Origin of the sequence: Eubacterium ramulus ATCC 29099, assembly GCF_000469345.1 — a bacterium.
Lineage (GTDB): Bacteria > Bacillota > Clostridia > Lachnospirales > Lachnospiraceae > Eubacterium_I > Eubacterium_I ramulus.
On the sequence record NZ_KI271185.1, the window covers coordinates 69,020 to 86,520 of the forward strand.

General features: G+C 45.6%; 14 protein-coding genes. 3 read left to right on the forward strand and 11 right to left on the reverse strand.

The genetic code is table 11. The annotated features are described in order from the left end of the window. Positions 1-30: 30 nt before the first annotated feature. From feoB to HMPREF0373_RS14475, 4 genes are all read right to left on the reverse strand, one after another. On the reverse strand, positions 31-2,376 hold the full coding sequence (gene feoB / locus HMPREF0373_RS14460; RefSeq protein ID WP_021740519.1) for a ferrous iron transport protein B: 2,346 nt from the start codon (positions 2,374-2,376) through the stop codon (positions 31-33). A gap of 147 nt (positions 2,377-2,523) precedes the next feature. After that, entirely contained in the window at positions 2,524-3,063 is a 540-nt protein-coding gene (locus HMPREF0373_RS14465) for a glycosyl-4,4'-diaponeurosporenoate acyltransferase CrtO family protein (RefSeq protein WP_242831221.1), read from the reverse strand. Between the two features lie 338 nt (positions 3,064-3,401). Then, positions 3,402-5,420, reverse strand: a complete 2,019-nt coding sequence (locus HMPREF0373_RS14470; RefSeq protein ID WP_044964749.1) for an oxidoreductase — start codon at positions 5,418-5,420, stop codon at positions 3,402-3,404. A gap of 31 nt (positions 5,421-5,451) precedes the next feature. Next, a complete protein-coding gene (locus HMPREF0373_RS14475) occupies positions 5,452-6,399 on the reverse strand; it encodes a flavodoxin family protein (protein ID WP_021740523.1) in 948 nt (315 codons plus the stop codon). Between the two features lie 223 nt (positions 6,400-6,622). On the opposite strand from HMPREF0373_RS14475, the gene HMPREF0373_RS14480 reads away from it, so the two are divergent. The 3 genes from HMPREF0373_RS14480 (at position 6,623) to HMPREF0373_RS14490 (ending at position 9,670) form a co-directional block, all read left to right on the forward strand. Continuing rightward, positions 6,623-7,528, forward strand: coding sequence for a LysR family transcriptional regulator (locus tag HMPREF0373_RS14480; RefSeq protein ID WP_044964752.1), 906 nt, complete (start codon positions 6,623-6,625; stop codon positions 7,526-7,528). 166 nt (positions 7,529-7,694) lie between these two features. Next, a complete protein-coding gene (locus HMPREF0373_RS16575; RefSeq protein ID WP_021740526.1) occupies positions 7,695-8,813 on the forward strand; it encodes a Gfo/Idh/MocA family protein in 1,119 nt (372 codons plus the stop codon). Beyond that, complete coding sequence (locus tag HMPREF0373_RS14490; RefSeq protein WP_021740527.1) at positions 8,810-9,670, forward strand: YitT family protein; 861 nt, start codon at positions 8,810-8,812, stop codon at positions 9,668-9,670. The genes HMPREF0373_RS16575 and HMPREF0373_RS14490 overlap by 4 nt, the downstream gene beginning before the upstream one ends. A gap of 108 nt (positions 9,671-9,778) precedes the next feature. Here the strand turns inward: HMPREF0373_RS14490 and HMPREF0373_RS14495 are convergent, their stop codons facing one another. The 7 genes from HMPREF0373_RS14495 to HMPREF0373_RS14525 form a co-directional block, all read right to left on the reverse strand. Continuing rightward, entirely contained in the window at positions 9,779-10,531 is a 753-nt protein-coding gene (locus HMPREF0373_RS14495; RefSeq protein ID WP_167618711.1) for a Spy0128 family protein, read from the reverse strand. 42 nt (positions 10,532-10,573) lie between these two features. Then, entirely contained in the window at positions 10,574-11,320 is a 747-nt protein-coding gene (gene srtB / locus HMPREF0373_RS14500; protein ID WP_021740529.1) for a class B sortase, read from the reverse strand. 35 nt (positions 11,321-11,355) lie between these two features. After that, positions 11,356-12,453, reverse strand: a complete 1,098-nt coding sequence (locus tag HMPREF0373_RS14505) for a DUF7601 domain-containing protein (protein ID WP_021740530.1) — start codon at positions 12,451-12,453, stop codon at positions 11,356-11,358. Between the two features lie 16 nt (positions 12,454-12,469). Then, positions 12,470-12,994 (reverse strand): signal peptidase I, encoded by a 525-nt coding sequence (lepB, locus tag HMPREF0373_RS14510; RefSeq protein WP_022035475.1) that lies wholly within the window; start codon positions 12,992-12,994, stop codon positions 12,470-12,472. A 129-nt stretch (positions 12,995-13,123) separates the two neighbouring features. Then, positions 13,124-14,986: a hypothetical protein gene (locus HMPREF0373_RS14515; protein ID WP_021740532.1), complete on the reverse strand. Its 1,863-nt coding sequence runs from the start codon at positions 14,984-14,986 to the stop codon at positions 13,124-13,126. A gap of 144 nt (positions 14,987-15,130) precedes the next feature. Further along, positions 15,131-16,000, reverse strand: coding sequence for a radical SAM protein (locus tag HMPREF0373_RS14520; RefSeq protein WP_021740533.1), 870 nt, complete (start codon positions 15,998-16,000; stop codon positions 15,131-15,133). Continuing rightward, positions 15,997-17,316: a Na+/H+ antiporter NhaC family protein gene (locus tag HMPREF0373_RS14525; RefSeq protein WP_021740534.1), complete on the reverse strand. Its 1,320-nt coding sequence runs from the start codon at positions 17,314-17,316 to the stop codon at positions 15,997-15,999. Before HMPREF0373_RS14525 ends, HMPREF0373_RS14520 begins: the two co-directional genes overlap by 4 nt. Positions 17,317-17,501 lie beyond the last annotated feature (185 nt).

Genomic DNA, 17,501 nt, shown 5'->3' on the forward strand with positions numbered 1-17,501 from the left:
ATTCTGGTCAGCGAAAGCTGACATATTCTTCTAAACCAGCCCGATCATCAAACCGATAAGGTGTACCACCAGTGCTGCCAGCCATGCAATCACACACTGCCAGATCACCACACCGATGGCCCATTTTGTTCCAAGTTCCCGCTTGATTGATGCAATGGCTGCCACACATGGTGTATACAAGAGGCTGAATACCAGTATTGAGGCTGCTGTCAGGGATGTGATTACCGTACCAATACTTCCAGCAAACAGCACTTCCAGCGTAGATACCACACTCTCTTTTGCAATAAAACCGCTGATCAGGGAAGTACAGATCCTCCAGTCGCCCATACCGAGCGGGCGGAAAACCGGCACCAGCACACCGGCCACTGCTGCCAGGATACTGTCTGCGGAATCCGTTACCATATTCATATGCAGATCAAAACTCTGCAGGAACCAAACCACGATCGTTGCAATAAAAATAACCGAAAATGCACGCTGCAGGAAGTCTTTTGCTTTTTCCCACAGAAGCTGTGTCACATTTTTTGCCCCCGGCAGGCGGTAATTCGGCAGCTCCATAACAAACGGAACCGGCTCGCCTTTAAATAATGTTCCTTTATAAAGGAATGAGATCAAAATTCCGACACCGATGCCAAGCAAATACAATCCTGCCATGATAAAGCCACCGCGTTTCGGGAAAAATGCACTGACAAAGAACGAGTAAATCGGCAGCTTTGCTGTACAACTCATAAATGGAGTCAACAGAATCGTCATCTTCCGATCCCGCTCACTGGTCAGGGTTCGTGTTGCCATAACCGCTGGAACGGTACAACCAAATCCGATCAGCATTGGTACAATACTTCGACCCGAAAGTCCGATCTTGCGCAGCAATTTGTCCATGACAAAGGCCACTCTGGCAATATAACCACTGTCTTCCATCAGAGACAGGAAGAAAAACAGTGTCACGATGATCGGTAAAAAGCTCAGCACACTTCCAACACCGTTAAAAATACCGTCAATAACAAGACTGTGCATAGCTCCATTTACATGGGTTGCTGTCATCGCCGCATCCACGATATCAGCCAGCTTATCGATTCCCATCTCCAGCAGGGTCTGCAAACCTGCCCCGATCACATTGAAGGTCAGATAAAACACCAGTACCATGATTCCAACAAAACACGGGATCGCCGTGTATTTTCCTGTCAGAATCCGGTCAATCTTCTCACTCCGGATACGTTCCTTACTCTCTTTTGGTTTTACCACAGTCTGTTCACACAGACGTTCAATAAAATCAAACCGCATATCAGCAATCGCTGCACTCCGGTCAACTTCACGTTCTGTCTCCATCTGCTGTACGATATGCTCCAGCATCTCCCGCTCGTTCTGATCCAGCTTTAACTGCTCCAGGATCAGGTGATCTCCCTCAATCGCTTTGGTTGCCGCAAACCGCACCGGAATCTGTGCTGCCTGTGCATGATCTTCAATCAGATGAATCACTGCATGAATGCAACGGTGCACAGATCCGTTATGATCATTTTTATCACAGAAATCCTGACGAAGCGGTCGCTCCTGATATTTTGCAATATGTAATGCATGACGGACAAGCTCGTCCACACCCTGATTTTTAGCTGCCGATATCGGAATCACCGGAACACCAAGCAGTGCTTCCATGCCGTTGACATCTATGGAGCCCTGATTTCCAATCACTTCATCCATCATATTCAGGGCAACTACCATCGGGATATCCATCTCCAGAAGCTGCATCGTCAGATACAGATTTCGCTCAATATTCGTCGCATCCAGAATATTAATGATTGCTTTTGGCTTTTCATCCAGCACAAAATTCCTGGATACGATTTCTTCACTGCTGTACGGAGACATGGAATAAATACCCGGCAGATCCGTCACATCTGTCTCCGGATGTCCTTTGATCGAACCATCCTTTCTGTCAACCGTAACACCTGGAAAATTTCCTACATGCTGATTCGATCCGGTCAGCTGATTAAACAAAGTCGTTTTTCCGCAGTTCTGATTGCCCACCAGCGCATAGGTCAGTTTTGTGCCTTCCGGCAATGGATTTTCATCTTTTTTCGAATGAAACTTTCCGGTCTCACCGATGCCCGGATGCTTTGAGCCAAGTTCCTTCACCGTTCTTTGGTGCTCATTGCTTCGTTTTCCGATCGGATCGATCTCAATCTGATCTGCTTCCTCCAGACGCAGAGTTAGTTCATATCCATGAATCTGAAGTTCCATCGGATCCCCCATTGGGGCAAGCTTTACTACCGTCACTTCTGCTCCCGGAATCATTCCCATATCTAAAAAATGCTGACGCAGGGCACCTTCTCCACCTACGGTTTTAATTACTGCACTTTTTCCAATTTTCAGTTCTCGTAATGTCATAATGTCTTGTACTTCCTCTTATGTATTTTCTATGTGTGTTTTTGAGAAACTTTTTTCATTATAACACTGTTTTTGATATTTTTTCATCAATTATTTGCAAAAAAAGAAGGAGATCCAACAATCCCACTGATACTTTTTCCTATCGTGCTAGTTTTTCTTCCTTCTTTTACATAATTTCATAATTCTCGGTCTGTTATACCGCTGCATGATAGCAAAGGACAAATCTATCATGGCTGACAGCACAGATGTGATCAGAAATACCCAGAAAGCGCCAAATGCAGGAACTGTAAGCAATGGAAGAAAACTGAATATCACAATTACTTCATGGCTTAGTTCCGCCTGACACATCGCTCCTGCAATTTCTTCCGGTGTATGTATCCTCAGATCAAAATTTTCCGGTTCATAAGTTGGCATCTTACTTTTCCACTTCTTTACATGCAGCTTCTTGTACAATTTTTCTTCCCATGTTCTCTGCTGATACCATGTTTTTGACAAATCTGCCCGATTCTGCATCACACTACTGAAAATACCTGCCACCACATAACGTATAACAAAATGATAACTGATGGTTCCCGCTGTAATAGCCAGTGACAGCATCACACTATTTTCTGTTGACCTATATAATATTGTAAATATGATCGTCGCCAGAACGGCAACTACCATCGTGGATTTCATTGCTTTTTTCACAGTGGTAATTCCTTCAAATTTCTAGTATTTTCTGTATTCTCTTTGTAATCATCCTATCACGCTAACCGTTTCCCTGCAAGTTTTACATACCTTCCATCATCTTTTAACTCGCAGAAGTGGCGTTTAGCTGTCACGCAGCGCCGTCGTGGATGAAAAAGCCCTATACTTCACTGTGTAAATGGGGAGGATGCAGGTAAAATGGAGCATATCCTCAGTTGAAAAATCCATATACTTCACCGTATAAATAGAGAAATCCGGCAATTTTTTCTCAGGAAGCGATTGCTAGCGACCGAGACAAAATTGCCGGATTTCTCTTTTTTCAACTACACAGGCAAGATCTACTCCTGGATATAAGCCACAGATTCCTCACTTGCACCAACTTTCAGAGCTGCAATATAGCCGGTTCTCGTACACTGGTCTACTTTTCCCGGATGGATTGCATCACCAATAACAAATACCTCTGCCTCTCCGGCAGCTTCTTTCAAGGCACTGTAATCTACAGATTTCATACCAAGTGCATACAATACAGTATCTGCCGGAAGTTCCTGTACACCATCTGCATTTTCAATCTTTACACTGTTTGGTGTAATCTCCAGACACTTTGTTTTTGGAAGCATGGTCATATCATTTTTCTCCATCTCCCATACCAGAGCCTCGCGGTACATACCAAAAGACTCATTTGCCACACGGTCAAGCATCTCTACTACAGTTACCTCATGTCCTGTTTTCTGCAGATAAAGTCCTGTCTCGCATCCAACCAGACCTCCACCGATCATGACTACTTTTTTGCCCGGTTCACAGGTTCCGTCATATACAGCCATCGCCTGATGTGCATGTTCTATACCCTTGATCGGCGGGCATGCCGGAACAGAACCTGTTGCAAGGATTACTGCATCCGGTGCAAACTCTTTTACAAATTCCGGTGTCACTTCTGTATTCATAAGAATTTCCACATCATGACGTTTTACTTCGCGGATCATCATATCTTTGAAATTGCGAAGATCCGGTTTGTCGATATCCACATCTGTAAAATACAGCAATCCGCCAAGTTTATCAGATTTTTCTGCCAAAGTTACTTTATGTCCGCGTTCTGCCGCGGTGATGGCCGCCTGGATACCTGCAATACCGCCACCTACGATCAGAACCTTCTGAGAACCTTTTTCTGCTGCCGGAAGCTGCTCAATGTCAAATGGCAGATGTGCCATCGGGTTAATGGTACAGTGACCTACATATACAGCCAGCTGTTCACTGGTAAATGGCAGATCATCATAGCCTTCCTCCGGGGAACCCGGGAAACATTTATAACATCTTAAACAACGTCGGATCTGTGCTTCATCACCATTCATGCATTTCTGTGCAAAATCCGGGTCTGCCAGCATCTGACGTCCGAAAATTGCGAAATCAATCTTGCCATCTGCAATCGCCTGATCTACCTGCTCCGGGGAGTTGATACCACCGACTGCTCCTACCGGCAGAGATGTATATTTCTTAATAATAGAAGCCGGTCCGATATTCAGTCCGTGTTCATGGAACATACTGGACTCTGTACCGGATTTTACAGATTCCTCATAAATACCACAGGTAACATGTACAGATGTAATGTACTGTTCTACCATCCGGATGAATTCTCCGGTTTCTTCCGGTGTGATTCCGCCCGGCTGGTGATCGGTTCCGTCGATACGAAGTTCAAACAGGAAATCCGGGCCAACCGCTTCACGGATTGCTTTGCAGATCTGAATTGGGAATTTTGCACGGTTTTCCAGAGATCCACCGTACTCATCGGTACGTGTATTCATTAATGGGGAAAGGTACTGTGTAAAGATAAATCCATGTCCGCCATGAACGAGGATTCCGTCAAATCCGGCTTTCTGCATATAAACAGCTGCCACTGCGAAATCATTTGCAATACGATCCATATCATCCTTCGTCATTGCACGAACCGGAACACCTGCGGAGTTTACACAGTCAACCGGTCCGATCGCTTCCTGCTGATCGTTGAACGGAACTTTTTCTTTTCCACAATGAACCAGCTCAGCCAGTGCAATACAATCATGTTTTTTTATACGGTCAGCATACGTTTTTACCGCTTTGAATGTCGCCATATCTTCTTCCGGTTTTGCAAAATCAAATGGTTTGAAGCCCGGGATACGCACTGCGTCACGGAAGTTGACATCTGTCTCACCAAGAATAACACAGGCATTGCCTCCTTTTGCCGGTCCCTCCAATTTACGATAGGAAACTTCTGCTGCCATTGGATTCTGAGCTACCAGACTGAACGCCATCGGTGCGCTTACGATACGGTTTTTGTATACTTTGTTGCCGACTTTCATCGGGCTTAATAAATGTGTAAATGCCATAATTTCTCCTCTTCTTAAAAATAATATCGAATTAATCCAGTTCCGGGAATTTCAGTTCTTTATATTTTGGTAATTTTGCCGCAACTTCTTCCCGTTTCTTCGGATCCATGAAAAATCCTCCCTGTGTCTCGGCGATTTCATCACAATGGACACCACGGCCTTCCTCTGTGGTACGGTCACGCTCCAGTCCGTTAGCCGCGATGACAAATTTCCATTTACCATCCGGGGTTCGCTCCAGATCTCCGCCTGCGCCACATACGGTACACTCGATCGGATATTGCAGACCTTTCCACTGCGGCTCGCCCAGACACAGTGAATTGCTGTGGCAGTTCGGACACCATCCGTAATCCGGATCTCCCAGCCATTTCCGCTCTTCCGGTTTTGTATTCAGTGCTTCCATAACATTTTTTCCAATTTCTCTTGCGCGTGCAATTTTTTCATCATACAGAAGAACCTGTCCCGGTGCCGGAACCTGCGTAGCCATATACATATCCACGATTTTAAAGCTGTTTGTAAATGTAGTTGCCTGCATGCACTCCAGTGCCATGGACTGCCAGGAACGGGTAGAACCACCCACTGCGATCAGCGCGCCCACACGGTCTCTCGGCTCAATCGCTCCGATTTTTGTTAAAAATGCTGATTCGTATGCCAGATTTCTGTGCATGAATTTCAAAAATAAGGATGACGGCATAAGATCATACGTCGGTGCCGAAAAAATAACTGCGTCCTGATTCAACATCACATCCATAATCTTCTTTTTATCATCTGCATCATCCAGGGAACATCCGGTATATTTTCCCATAGACATTCCCATGGTGCAGGATGTACATCCGTTACAGTCAATGATATTGTAATCCTTTAAATTGATCATTCTGACCTCTGCTCCCATCTCCTGACAGACAAGCAGTGCCTCTTTTAATAAAATTTCTGAATTACTGTTTTTTCTTCCTGCAGTAACTCCCATAACCTGAAACGCCATATTGAATTTACCTCCTCTGCTTTTCTACGAAAACCAATCACTTCGGTGGGGAAACACCTGATATTTTTCGTGCATAATTTTCGTTTACACCTAACCTCTTTTGTGTTACATTGATTGTAACATGAAGATTTTCTTTTGTGAAATTCATATATTTTTGCATTATTGATAAATATTTTTTATAAATATTTTTAAATATAATCACATAACCAGACCGGAGGTACTTATGGATCAGAAACAACTGACCTATTTTATCGCAGTAGCTAAATATCGCAATTTTTCCCGGGCTGCCCAGGATTTTTATCTGACCCAGCCTGCCATCAGCCATCAGATCAAAATGTTGGAAAAGGAATTGGATACAGAACTTTTTGTCCGAAGCACAAAAAAAGTCACTCTGACAGACAGCGGGGAATTATTTCTCGAAGATGCAAAATCCATTCTCGATGCAATGGGACAGGCAAAACAAAAACTGGATCTGGCAAAAGAACAGCCTTCCGTACTGCGTATCAGCCATCTTTCTGCTCCCACCCACCAGTTTCTTCCGGAGGTAGTAAATCAGTTTCACATCCGCTATCCTCATATAAAAATCAAACTGATGCGCCAGGATGCTTTACAGATATCCGAGACAGCTGCCCGACAAGATGCGGATATCTATTATTCCATGATGCCGGATCTGCAGCAGATTTCTACTCTGGATGTCAAAAAAATCCAATCCGACGCTTTTTGTCTGGTTACTCGGAAAGATCATCCTGCGTTACAGAAAATGGTTCTGGATTATGACAAACTCTCCACGGAACCATTCCTCGTTTTTCATCCGGAGCATGCCAGATACATGAATCAGCGCATCATGGAGCTGTGTGCACAGATCGGTTTCCATCCTCGTATCACAGAACAGTTTGATCTGTATGAAAATCTGCTGCAGGCAGTGGAAGCAGGCACCGGCATTTCCATTCTGCCTTATCGCAGCCGCAGCTATATGCATGCGAACAATCTGGCCTTTACTTTGCTGGATAGCAGCAATGATACACTGGATCTGGCCATTGCCTGGGAACACGAAATAAGCAATCCGGCAGTACCGCTGTTTTTAGAAGTTTTTCGGGAATATATGCGGGAGCACCCGGAACATTTTTAAACATTATATTGTGGATTCACTTATACCCACACATAGATTTACAAATGCAACTATTTTCAAGAATGCCCTCGGCATTCTTGCTGTGAGATGCACGTCATGCAATGCATGACATATTCTTCTGTGCATCTCTGCAAGTCTACACACTTTTTACCGGGAGGTTTCTGACATGAATACAACACAGCAAATCTTGAATACAGCTGTTGTCGGCTGTGGAGCCATCAGCGATATTTATCTGGAAAATATGATCCATCATTTTGATAATTTAAATGTAACTGCCTGCTGTGCAAACCACTTAGAACACGCGAAAACAAAGGCAGATGCGTATGGGATCAAAGGCTGCACCTACGAAGAGATTTTAAAAGATCCTTCTATTGATATGGTCGTCATCCTGACTCCGGCACCGACACACGAAATATTGATCCGTCAGGCACTGGAAGCCGGGAAGCATGTGTATACAGAAAAAACTATGACCTTATCCGCACAGAGTGCCATGAATCTGCAATGCCTTGCAAAAAGCAAAGGGCTGTACCTTGGTTCTGCACCGGATACCTTTCTGGGAGCTGCCTTACAGACTGCACGGAAAGCCATTGATGACGGTCTGATCGGTGAAGTCACATCCTTTGACATCTGTGCCAACCGGGATCTTGATTATCTCTCCGGCGTATCACCGTTTCTATGTATGCCCGGCGGCGGTATCTGCTATGATTACAGCGTGTATCATCTGACGGCCCTGGTCAGTCTGCTGGGACCGGTGGAATCAGTATCCGCTCTGGTCCGGAATCTTGCCCCACAGCGCACAAATACCTTTCCGGACAGTCCGACCTTCGGTCAGAAGATTTCCTATCCAAATGAAAGCCAGGTATTTTCGATATTAAAAATGGAACATGAAATCACCGGAACCCTGTCCATTAATGGTGACAGTGTGATTCATGATCTGGCACATTTTATGATCTACGGAAAAAAGGGTATCCTGAAGCTGACCGATCCGAATGCCTTCGGAGGCAATGTGATCTTTCTTCCTGCACAGAAAAATTTTGAAGATCATCCCGCACCTGAGATACTGAATTATGGTTTTTCTTACGAAGAAAACAGCCGTGGACTCGGACCTTCCGAAATGGCAGACGCAATTTTCACCAAACGTGAAAGCCGTACAAACGCTTCCCTGGCTATACATGTGCTGGATGTCATCGACCATATGGTGCAAAGCAGCGAAAAGGGTGCTTTTGTGCAGATTCCAACTACATGCAGGCGGCCGGAACCACTAGTAAGGAGGAATTTATTTTGAAATTTGATTTAAAAAAAGATTTGAAGCGACTGCTGGTCGTATGCCTTGCCTCTGTACTGATGGCGTTAAATATCAAATCCTTTGTACGCACCGGAGGTCTGTATCCGGGCGGTGCCACAGGACTTTCCCTGTTGATCCAGCGCGGGGCACAGATGTATCTGGGACTTGCTCTGCCCTACACGGTGATCAATGTGATCTTGAATGCCATTCCTATCTACATCGGTTTCCGCTTTATCGGGAAAAAATTTACCCTGTACTCCTGTCTGTGTATTGTACTGACCAGTGTACTTACGGACCTGATTCCAGGCATTGCTATTACTTCTGATGTCCTGCTGATCAGTATTTTCGGAGGCATTATCAATGGTTTTGCTATCAGTCTCTGTCTGCTGACGGGTTCTACCACCGGAGGAACGGATTTTATCTCCATCTATCTGTCTGAGAAAAAAGGAATGGATGCCTTTAATATCATTCTCGGATTAAATGCAGTCATTCTGGTTGCCGCAGGATTTATGTTTGGATGGGACAAGGCACTCTACTCCATCCTTTTCCAGTTTGCATCTACACAGGTGCTGCACACTCTGTACAAAAAATACCAGCAGGAGACATTTTTCATTGTCACCAATCATGGAGAACAGGTATATCAGGCTATCTCAAAAGCTACCAATCACGGTGCCACCATTCTGGATGGCGAAGGACCTTATGAGCATACAGAACGACAGGTAGTATACTCTGTCGTCTCCAGTGCAGAGAGTAAAAAAGTCCGGAAAGTAGTGAAAGAAGCTGATCCGAATGCCTTTATCAATGTAGTGAAAACAGAGCGTCTGTTTGGACATTTTTACTATAAACCAAATGATTGAGCATGTGCTCTCTCCATATCCCGGAAAGTTTTGTAAATTGAAAAAGGAAGCACCTGCCCTGTCAGCCAGTAATCGCCTGTCAGGGAAAGTGCTTCCTTTTCTTTGCATTTACAGTTCTTCTTTTTTTCTGTACTTACGGTATAAACTGACACCAATCGCAATCCCGGCTGCGGCAATGATCATCACAACATATACTGCCGGCCGCTGAATGTCATCTGTTTTGGGTGTCCGCATCATTGTCGTCGTTTTAACCCCAGTCTGTGCCGGCTCCGTCACAGTTCCCGGAGTTGTCTCTGTTTTCCATTTATTATGGAAAACAATCCGGCTCTGTTTGTCGGGCTGACCGGATTTTAATGCCCACACTTCAGCTTCCAGCCCACCGCCTTCCACATTCAGGACACGTACTGTCACATCATACTCCGTGACATCATACTCAATATTCTGATCCGTACCGGCAAGCTGGCGGATATGATACTGATAATCTCCCGGTGTTGTATACAGAATGGCATCGAATGTTCCGCTCCCATCCGCTCCCATCTGTATCTGGTTCTGCTCTGGCAACGGAAGCTCGTTCCGCTCGTTTTGAGCTTCCATTACCACGGTAAAAACCGGTGTATTCTCTGTCTGTCCACCGACTGCAGTTCCTGTCAGCTGCACCGACACCGGAACGGATACCAGACAGGTTTTCTCCGCTGCCATGGCTGGCACTACTGCCAGCAGAACAAACCAGAATAGCACAACCAGCAACAGCAACAGGACACCTCGTTTTCTATTTTCACTGATTTTTTCATTCATCCTGGCATCTTTTTTCCCAAAATCACACTGCACAATCTTAGACCGGCTCATCGTCTTCTGTTTCATGTGTTTTTCACGCACCTCCTTTCCGGTCATTCGTCTTTTTGTCTATTCAGAAACCTTCTCCAATTTTCCGAATAACACCACCCTTCCGTTTGTGGCAGACTCCGCACAAGTGGACAGGGCAACAACGGAATCTTCCCCTGTCACCCGGATATCCCGATACTGCACAGCATGTTCCTTCACATAGGACAAAAGTTCCTGCATCTGCCCGGTTGTGTCCGGTTCTGCGATATAGCCATAGATTCGTCTGTCTGTGGCTTCCGCCTCCACGCAGGCAAAGATTGTAATCGACCTGGTTTCCTCCGGCAGATACAATGTGCCGGTCTCATGTGCCGTAAAGTACGCCTCGTCCGTAAATTCCACCACATCGCCAAACATGGCACCATTGCTCATATGATGTCCGTAAATCAGGTTATAAGGATCTGTAAAATCCGGTTGATTGGCACTGCTCAGGAAAATAGATCCTGACAGGGCAAAGTTTCCATAAACATCTTTGTTGATATATTCCATATCATCTTTTCCCCGGACTACCGGATAATCAATGCCAGTATCGTCAATCGTCAGCCAGGCACAGACATCTGCATTGATGTTCTGCAGATCCTGTAAGGACGGATTCGCATCCTCCCCCTTTACCGGCTTCAGTTCCATCAGTTCATCATCCACGAAAGCGCCGTGGTAAATGCGCCAGGTATCCCATAGCGAATAGCCACCATATAGAAACAATACCGCCATAAGACAGCCTGTAAAAATGCTTACTACACCATTCGCTGCCCTTACCGTTTTTTCTGACATTTTCGCCCACCGGCTGCATGATATTGTTTCTTTTTTCAAGATAATTTTTTTCTGCGGAAAAACAGTGCTCCCAGGAGAGAAGCCAGACCTGCCGATAATGCATATGGTGTTATACTCAGCATTACACCGGTCGGAGAGGCAGCCACACGGCGATTGGTTACCGTTACTGCATTATCGGCTTTCGTCATGGTCTGCTGCTGCGCCGTTACTTTTGCGGCATCACTTGCTGCCTCATCTTTTGCCACTGCCTGGGAAGTACCGGTTCCTTTCGATACTGCAAAATCGGTATCATAACCTTCGGAACTGTTCAGATTCTCTGTTACCGTATAAGTAACTGTGGACGGAATACCTGTAATCTCTGCTGCTGCATCTGCATGTGACAACTGAAGGTTCACAGAACCAGATCCATTACTATCCAGCGTAATAAGTTCATTACCAAAGGTGAAGGATGTATTTGCCGGACCACTAAAATTGATCGTAAAATTAAATTTACGGTTCTTGTCACCCATATTACCTTCCACAACCTTATCCAGGCTCAGCTCATAGGTCTGATACGCATCTGTGATCTCACTATTTTTCTCTCCGTACTGTGCCTGCTTATCACCGGAAAAAGTCGGAGACACGGCCGCCTCGGTAAATACAGAAGCATCGATTTTGCAGCCGCCATTCACATTATCATTTACTACATAAACATCCAGATAACGTACATTGCCGTCTACATCCGTGATATCGGTATTTGAATTTGCACTTTCGGTCAGTACATAACGATAAATACCAGGTGCGCGGAAAGTTCCCTCCGGAAATGTAATAGCTGCTGTTTTTACTACTTCCTGCTGTGTGATCGTATCTGTATTTGTGTAAGATACATCCGAAACAATCGGTGTACCGACACCCGGCTTGACCTCCGGCGATGTGGCTGTCGCTCCAATCCCGTTCCCGGGAACAATCGTATAAGTATAGGTCACATCCGGTACACTGGCGCCTGCTGCCTTTTGCATCTCCAGCACCTTCTGGAAGCGGACAACACCATCATTGCCTCCGGTGGCTGCCATTGCCGGAACCTGAAATCCGCCAAACGCCATTACTCCTGCCATTGTCATTGCAGATACACATCCAATCATTTTATTGTTCATATTCTCTTACCTTCCTTTATAACTGATTCCGTCGTATCACGGTAATGATTTTTCCTCTTATCTCCTGTGTATCCACCGCTCCAAAATAGCGGCTGTCCGTTGCTCCTTCCCGGTGATCTCCCAGAACAAAACATTCCCCTTCCTGCAGTTGCAGCGGGTATTTCACCTCACTCTCATACTGCGGTGTTTCATAAAAAATATTTTGCTCCAGCACAATACTTCCATTCACTTTTACCGTTCCTTCCTCTGTAATTTCTACCGAATCGCCTCCTTTCGCAATGACGCGATCTACATACTGCTTCCCATTCTTGTTGCAGATTATGATATCCCCCGCCAACGGTTGTTTATCCAGACGATAATACAATACCAGATCTCCGGCGCTGATCCGCGGCGCCATATCCTCGCTTTTGACTGTGGTAATTCCAAATATACAGCCAAACAACAGATATAAAATACCGATGAGGATCAACAAACGGATCAGAAACCACCGCCACTGCGCACACAGGCTTTCTGAATCCGGGCGCATGGATCGCCTGCCCATTCTGTTTCCCTTCCTTTCATTTCCTCTAATTTTCAAAATCTCTTCCACATCATGATACTTCTTCCATTTTTCAACTTTTCTGTCATTATCCCTACAAAATGCTATCTGTATCCTTGATCCGCATTCTTTTCAGTGCAACGATTTTCTCTGCCTGAAAAAAATCAGATATCCCGTACCTGCTCCACACAGTATCACAAACACAGCAGCCACCGGAGCTGCTGTCCCCTGAATTCCGGTTGGCGGCAGCACAATATCGTAGGTGTATGTGTTTACGATCTCAGCCGTGGCTGTTTTCTGATCCTGCACCGTGACAGTTCCTTTCGTTGCCTCTTCGCCGTTAAACGTGGAATCTACCCGATAATCCGGCAAACCGGAAGGCAGGATTTCTTCAATACGATACGTTCCTGCTGCCACATTTGTCTCTGTGTATGTGCAGGAATAGGAACCATCCTCATTACGGCTGAACTGATTTAATGCTACCAGATTCTCCTTCTGATCCGGTGCAGTGATTTTTAACTGCAGACTGTAATCCGCTGCATTGTCCTCCGGCAGACCACGTATTGTTTTTGTAATCTGCAGATGACCGGTATCCGGATTCGGATCCGGCAGCGTCTCACTGAACGATACATGATCCAGATGATTACCAACCGTTCCTGCTTTTGCATCACTGCGTCCACTTTTGTCATAGGCTGTTTCGCCTGCCACAAAGAAAAACCGGGTCAGATACTGATTTTCGCTGACATCATAGTCCCCGGTGTGACGATACCACTTTACATTATCATCCGTAATTGTTGCTACGGATGCTCCCGGATATTTCCCGGTGTTGCTCCGTACATTTGCTATGACATCCTGTACGGCACTCTGAGTATCCACATGGTACTGTTTTGCCAGTTTTGTAGACATGATCAACACATACATCGTATCTGTCTGACTGCTGTCATAGGCTGTTGTTCCACGCCCCCGATGATGCAGCTGCCAGTACAGCTTCGCCCCCGGTGTGGTCAATACATCCTGATACAGCGCACCTGGTTCGTTTGCATTCAATTCTGCAAACTGTGTTTCACTGGCTGCTGCCTCTACGTTATGCCAATCCAGGGACTGCCGTGCATGTGTCTTTCCTGTATTTTTGTCATACTTATCTGTGGCAGCACTGACATATTCGATCTGCGCATCCGAGGCGGTAGTTTTCCATATCAGCCCCGGAGTTCCATTGGAATAATACGGCTGATAACCGGTGCTTCGTGTCGCAGCCGGTGTCTCGAAATCTCCGTTTTCCAATTGGTTGTAGTAGCTGACCTGAAGTGCCGCAGATTCCGACAGCAACTGACCGGAAGCATCCTTTCCCTGAACCTTATAGTAACAGCGGGCACCTTTATCCAACGCCACATTCAGTGCGGTTCCATCTTCCGATATATTATAGGAATTTCCGGTTACTTTATGGCGCTCCACCCTTGTCCAGGTATTGCTCCCTTCCGCATGTTTGTACCATTCCAGTGTGATACCATTCGATACATTACCGGACAGCTGTGCTGTCAATGTGCCGGTATTCTCAATGTCATCCTGAATGGCGACTGTGATGCTGCCTGCTGCATTCTGTGCATCTTTTTCTTCATCTGAATCATTCACAGTTTCACCTGTTTGATTCTCGGAAGATATTTTTTCCTGCAAAGCATCGTTTCCCTCTGTCTTATCACTCTCTCCTTTCCGGGATTCTTCCTGTTGCAGCTCATTCGAACTTATCTCTGGTATCTCCTGTTGCAGTACCTCCGAACTTATCTCTGGTATCTCCTGTTGCACATTTTCTTCCGTGGATGCAGCCGCTCCCACATCATCTTCTTTCTGCGTACTGTCCTCCTGTATCACAACCGTCTGTGCCTTATCAGAACTACCTGCTTTCGTAGATTCTTCTGCCTGCACAGATGCCCCGGTCAGTGAAAAAAAAAGCAGCAACGCCAGTAAAAATGTGAGAGGTCTTTTGCATTTTTTTCGCATTTCACCATCTCCATTCCCGAAATAAAGCCGGATCCCCTGTAACCCAAAGTTCCACTTTTATTTCTAGGTAATTTATATGCAGAAGGGCAAAAAAATATGACAGGAAATTTGAAAAATTTTCCTGCCATACAATATTTTATTCATTTATAATCTACGCATAGACTCGTTTTTAAATGCATCCCGCTCCCTGCTTTTCTGAATTTTTTCCAGCATCGCCGGAATGTCCCTGTTCAGATTGCCTGCCAGGGAAATATAATTGGAAGCGTGATTGGAACGAAATACAGTTCCTTCCGAATCCACATGTGTTAAAAACAGCTCCATCTCTTCCAGCACCTGTGCCGGTGTCAGAAGCTGCATCATTCCTGCTTTTACTTCCTGCAGCATCGGTGCTCCCGGCTCCAGAAGCAACGTCAGAAATCCCAGATAGTCCGGTTTCATGGCTGTAATTAATTTTGCCGAGGCAACCGCATGTTCTTCCAACATTTTCTGCCCGCCAAGACCGGAGATCAGTGTCACACTGAGGCGGATCCCGGTTCCGCGCAGACGCTCCGCTGCCCGCACATATTCCTCCACTGTCACACCTTTGTGGATATGTTCCAGAATCTCCGGGCTTCCGGATTCTGCCCCCAGATAGATCATATCCAGACCAAGTTCATGTAACTCCTGAAGTTCCTCTTTTGATTTTCGCAAAATATCCTGTGCGGTTCCATAAGAAGTAATGCGCTCTGTCTTCGGAAAATACTGTCTGCACAGACGTAAGATCGTACACAGTTTTTCCTGTGACAGCACAAGTGCATCACCGTCTGCCAAAAAGATCCGCAGACTGCGGTTTCCGTAATAGCTTCGTGCTTCTTTTAAATCCTCTTCCACTTCACGCAAAGGCTTTACATGAAAGCTTTTTTCTTTGTACATTGTACAAAATGTGCAGTGATTATGTGCACATCCCACCGTCACCTGCAAGATCAGGCTGTATGCCTCGCTTGGTGGACGGTAAATCATTCCATCGTAATTCATATGTCTCTTCTTTCCTTCTGCGGCACCAGGAAGATAAATATCAGTGAACTAACCAGCAGCAGAATCGGATAAAACAGCTTCGGCATGATCTGAAATGCCGACAGATCGTATCCCAGTTCATGCGCCGCTGAAATCGCTACCAGCATCTGTGCACCATACGGAATAATCCCCTGGGAAACAGCAGAAAATGTATCCAGGATCGACGCTGTCTTTCGCGGTGTAATCCCATACTCTTCCGCCATCTCTTTTGCAATCGGATTTGCCATAACGATGGCCACGGTATTATTTGCGGTCGCCACATCCATGGCTCCAACCAGCAGTCCCATTCCAAGCTGACCGCCTTTTTTTCCCTTAAACACTTTATGGATGCCCGCCAGTAATGCATCAAATCCGCCATATTCCCGGATCAATGCACAAAGTGCTGCCACAAGAATCGCCACCATACTGGTCTCGAACATCCCGGAAGCACCGTTTCCGACATTTGCCAACAGATCTGCCGGACTGATATGGCCCGCCGCCAGCATAATGATCGCACCAGACACAATTCCGATCAGTAACACGACAAACACATTGACACCGATGATTCCACCCACCAGTACCAGAATATACGGCACGATCTGAAGCAGATGATAACTCTCTGTCACGGCTCCGGAAATGTCCGTCCGGAAAGACAGAATTAAAATCAGAAGTAATGTCGCAACCGCTGCTGGAAGTGCAATCCAGAAATTTTCCCGGAACTTGTCCTTCATCGCACATCCCTGACCGTTACAGGCTGCAATCGTCGTATCCGAAATAAAAGACAGATTATCGCCAAACATGGATCCGCCAATGACCGACGCCACACAAAGTGGAAGTCCAAAGCCGGAAGCAGCTGATACCGCTACCGCAATTGGTGTCAGCAAGGTGATCGTTCCTACGGATGTTCCCATGGCAAGTGAAACAAAACATGCCACTCCAAATAAAACGGCCACAGAAAACCTCGTCGGAATGATCGACAACATAAAATATGCGACACTTTCCGCACTACTGCGACCAACCACACCGACAAACACGCCTGCAGTCAGGAAGATCAGCAGCATCGTAATAATATTTTTGTCTGCCAGTCCCTGTGCCATAATGCCAAGCTTTTCTTCAAAACTGACCTTTTGATTTTGCAGACATGCCACCAGAATTGCCACCAAAAAAGCAAACACAATCGGTACATTATAAAATCCCATTGGAATCTTCATAATATATTCAAATAAAATACCCAGTCCCAAATACAGAACTAAAAACACCGCAATTGGCAATAACGCAATTGCTCTCCCTTTTTTCACTTATATATTCCCTTCCTCTCTTTATTTTTCATGAAAAAACTCAATTTCTTCGCCAACCGGTCCGCAGCAGAACGCAATACGTGCCGGGAACGGAATCTCAGATGCGATTTCGATATCCTTCGGCTTTACAAATAGAATGCTACCGCATAAATTTCATGCGATAGCATTCTTCTCATCTTTTACAA

Coding starts and splice junctions, on each gene's coding strand:
- feoB (WP_021740519.1), bottom strand. CDS start 2,376: ATGACATTACGAGAACTGAAAATTGGAAAAAGTGCAGTAATTAAAACC.
- HMPREF0373_RS14470 (WP_044964749.1), bottom strand. CDS start 5,420: ATGGCATTTACACATTTATTAAGCCCGATGAAAGTCGGCAACAAAGTA.
- HMPREF0373_RS14475 (WP_021740523.1), bottom strand. CDS start 6,399: ATGGCGTTTCAGGTTATGGGAGTTACTGCAGGAAGAAAAAACAGTAAT.
- HMPREF0373_RS14480 (WP_044964752.1), top strand. CDS start 6,623: ATGGATCAGAAACAACTGACCTATTTTATCGCAGTAGCTAAATATCGC.
- HMPREF0373_RS16575 (WP_021740526.1), top strand. CDS start 7,695: ATGAATACAACACAGCAAATCTTGAATACAGCTGTTGTCGGCTGTGGA.
- HMPREF0373_RS14495 (WP_167618711.1), bottom strand. CDS start 10,531: ATGAAACAGAAGACGATGAGCCGGTCTAAGATTGTGCAGTGTGATTTT.
- srtB (WP_021740529.1), bottom strand. CDS start 11,320: ATGTCAGAAAAAACGGTAAGGGCAGCGAATGGTGTAGTAAGCATTTTT.
- HMPREF0373_RS14505 (WP_021740530.1), bottom strand. CDS start 12,453: ATGAACAATAAAATGATTGGATGTGTATCTGCAATGACAATGGCAGGA.
- lepB (WP_022035475.1), bottom strand. CDS start 12,994: ATGGGCAGGCGATCCATGCGCCCGGATTCAGAAAGCCTGTGTGCGCAG.
- HMPREF0373_RS14515 (WP_021740532.1), bottom strand. CDS start 14,986: ATGCGAAAAAAATGCAAAAGACCTCTCACATTTTTACTGGCGTTGCTG.
- HMPREF0373_RS14520 (WP_021740533.1), bottom strand. CDS start 16,000: ATGAATTACGATGGAATGATTTACCGTCCACCAAGCGAGGCATACAGC.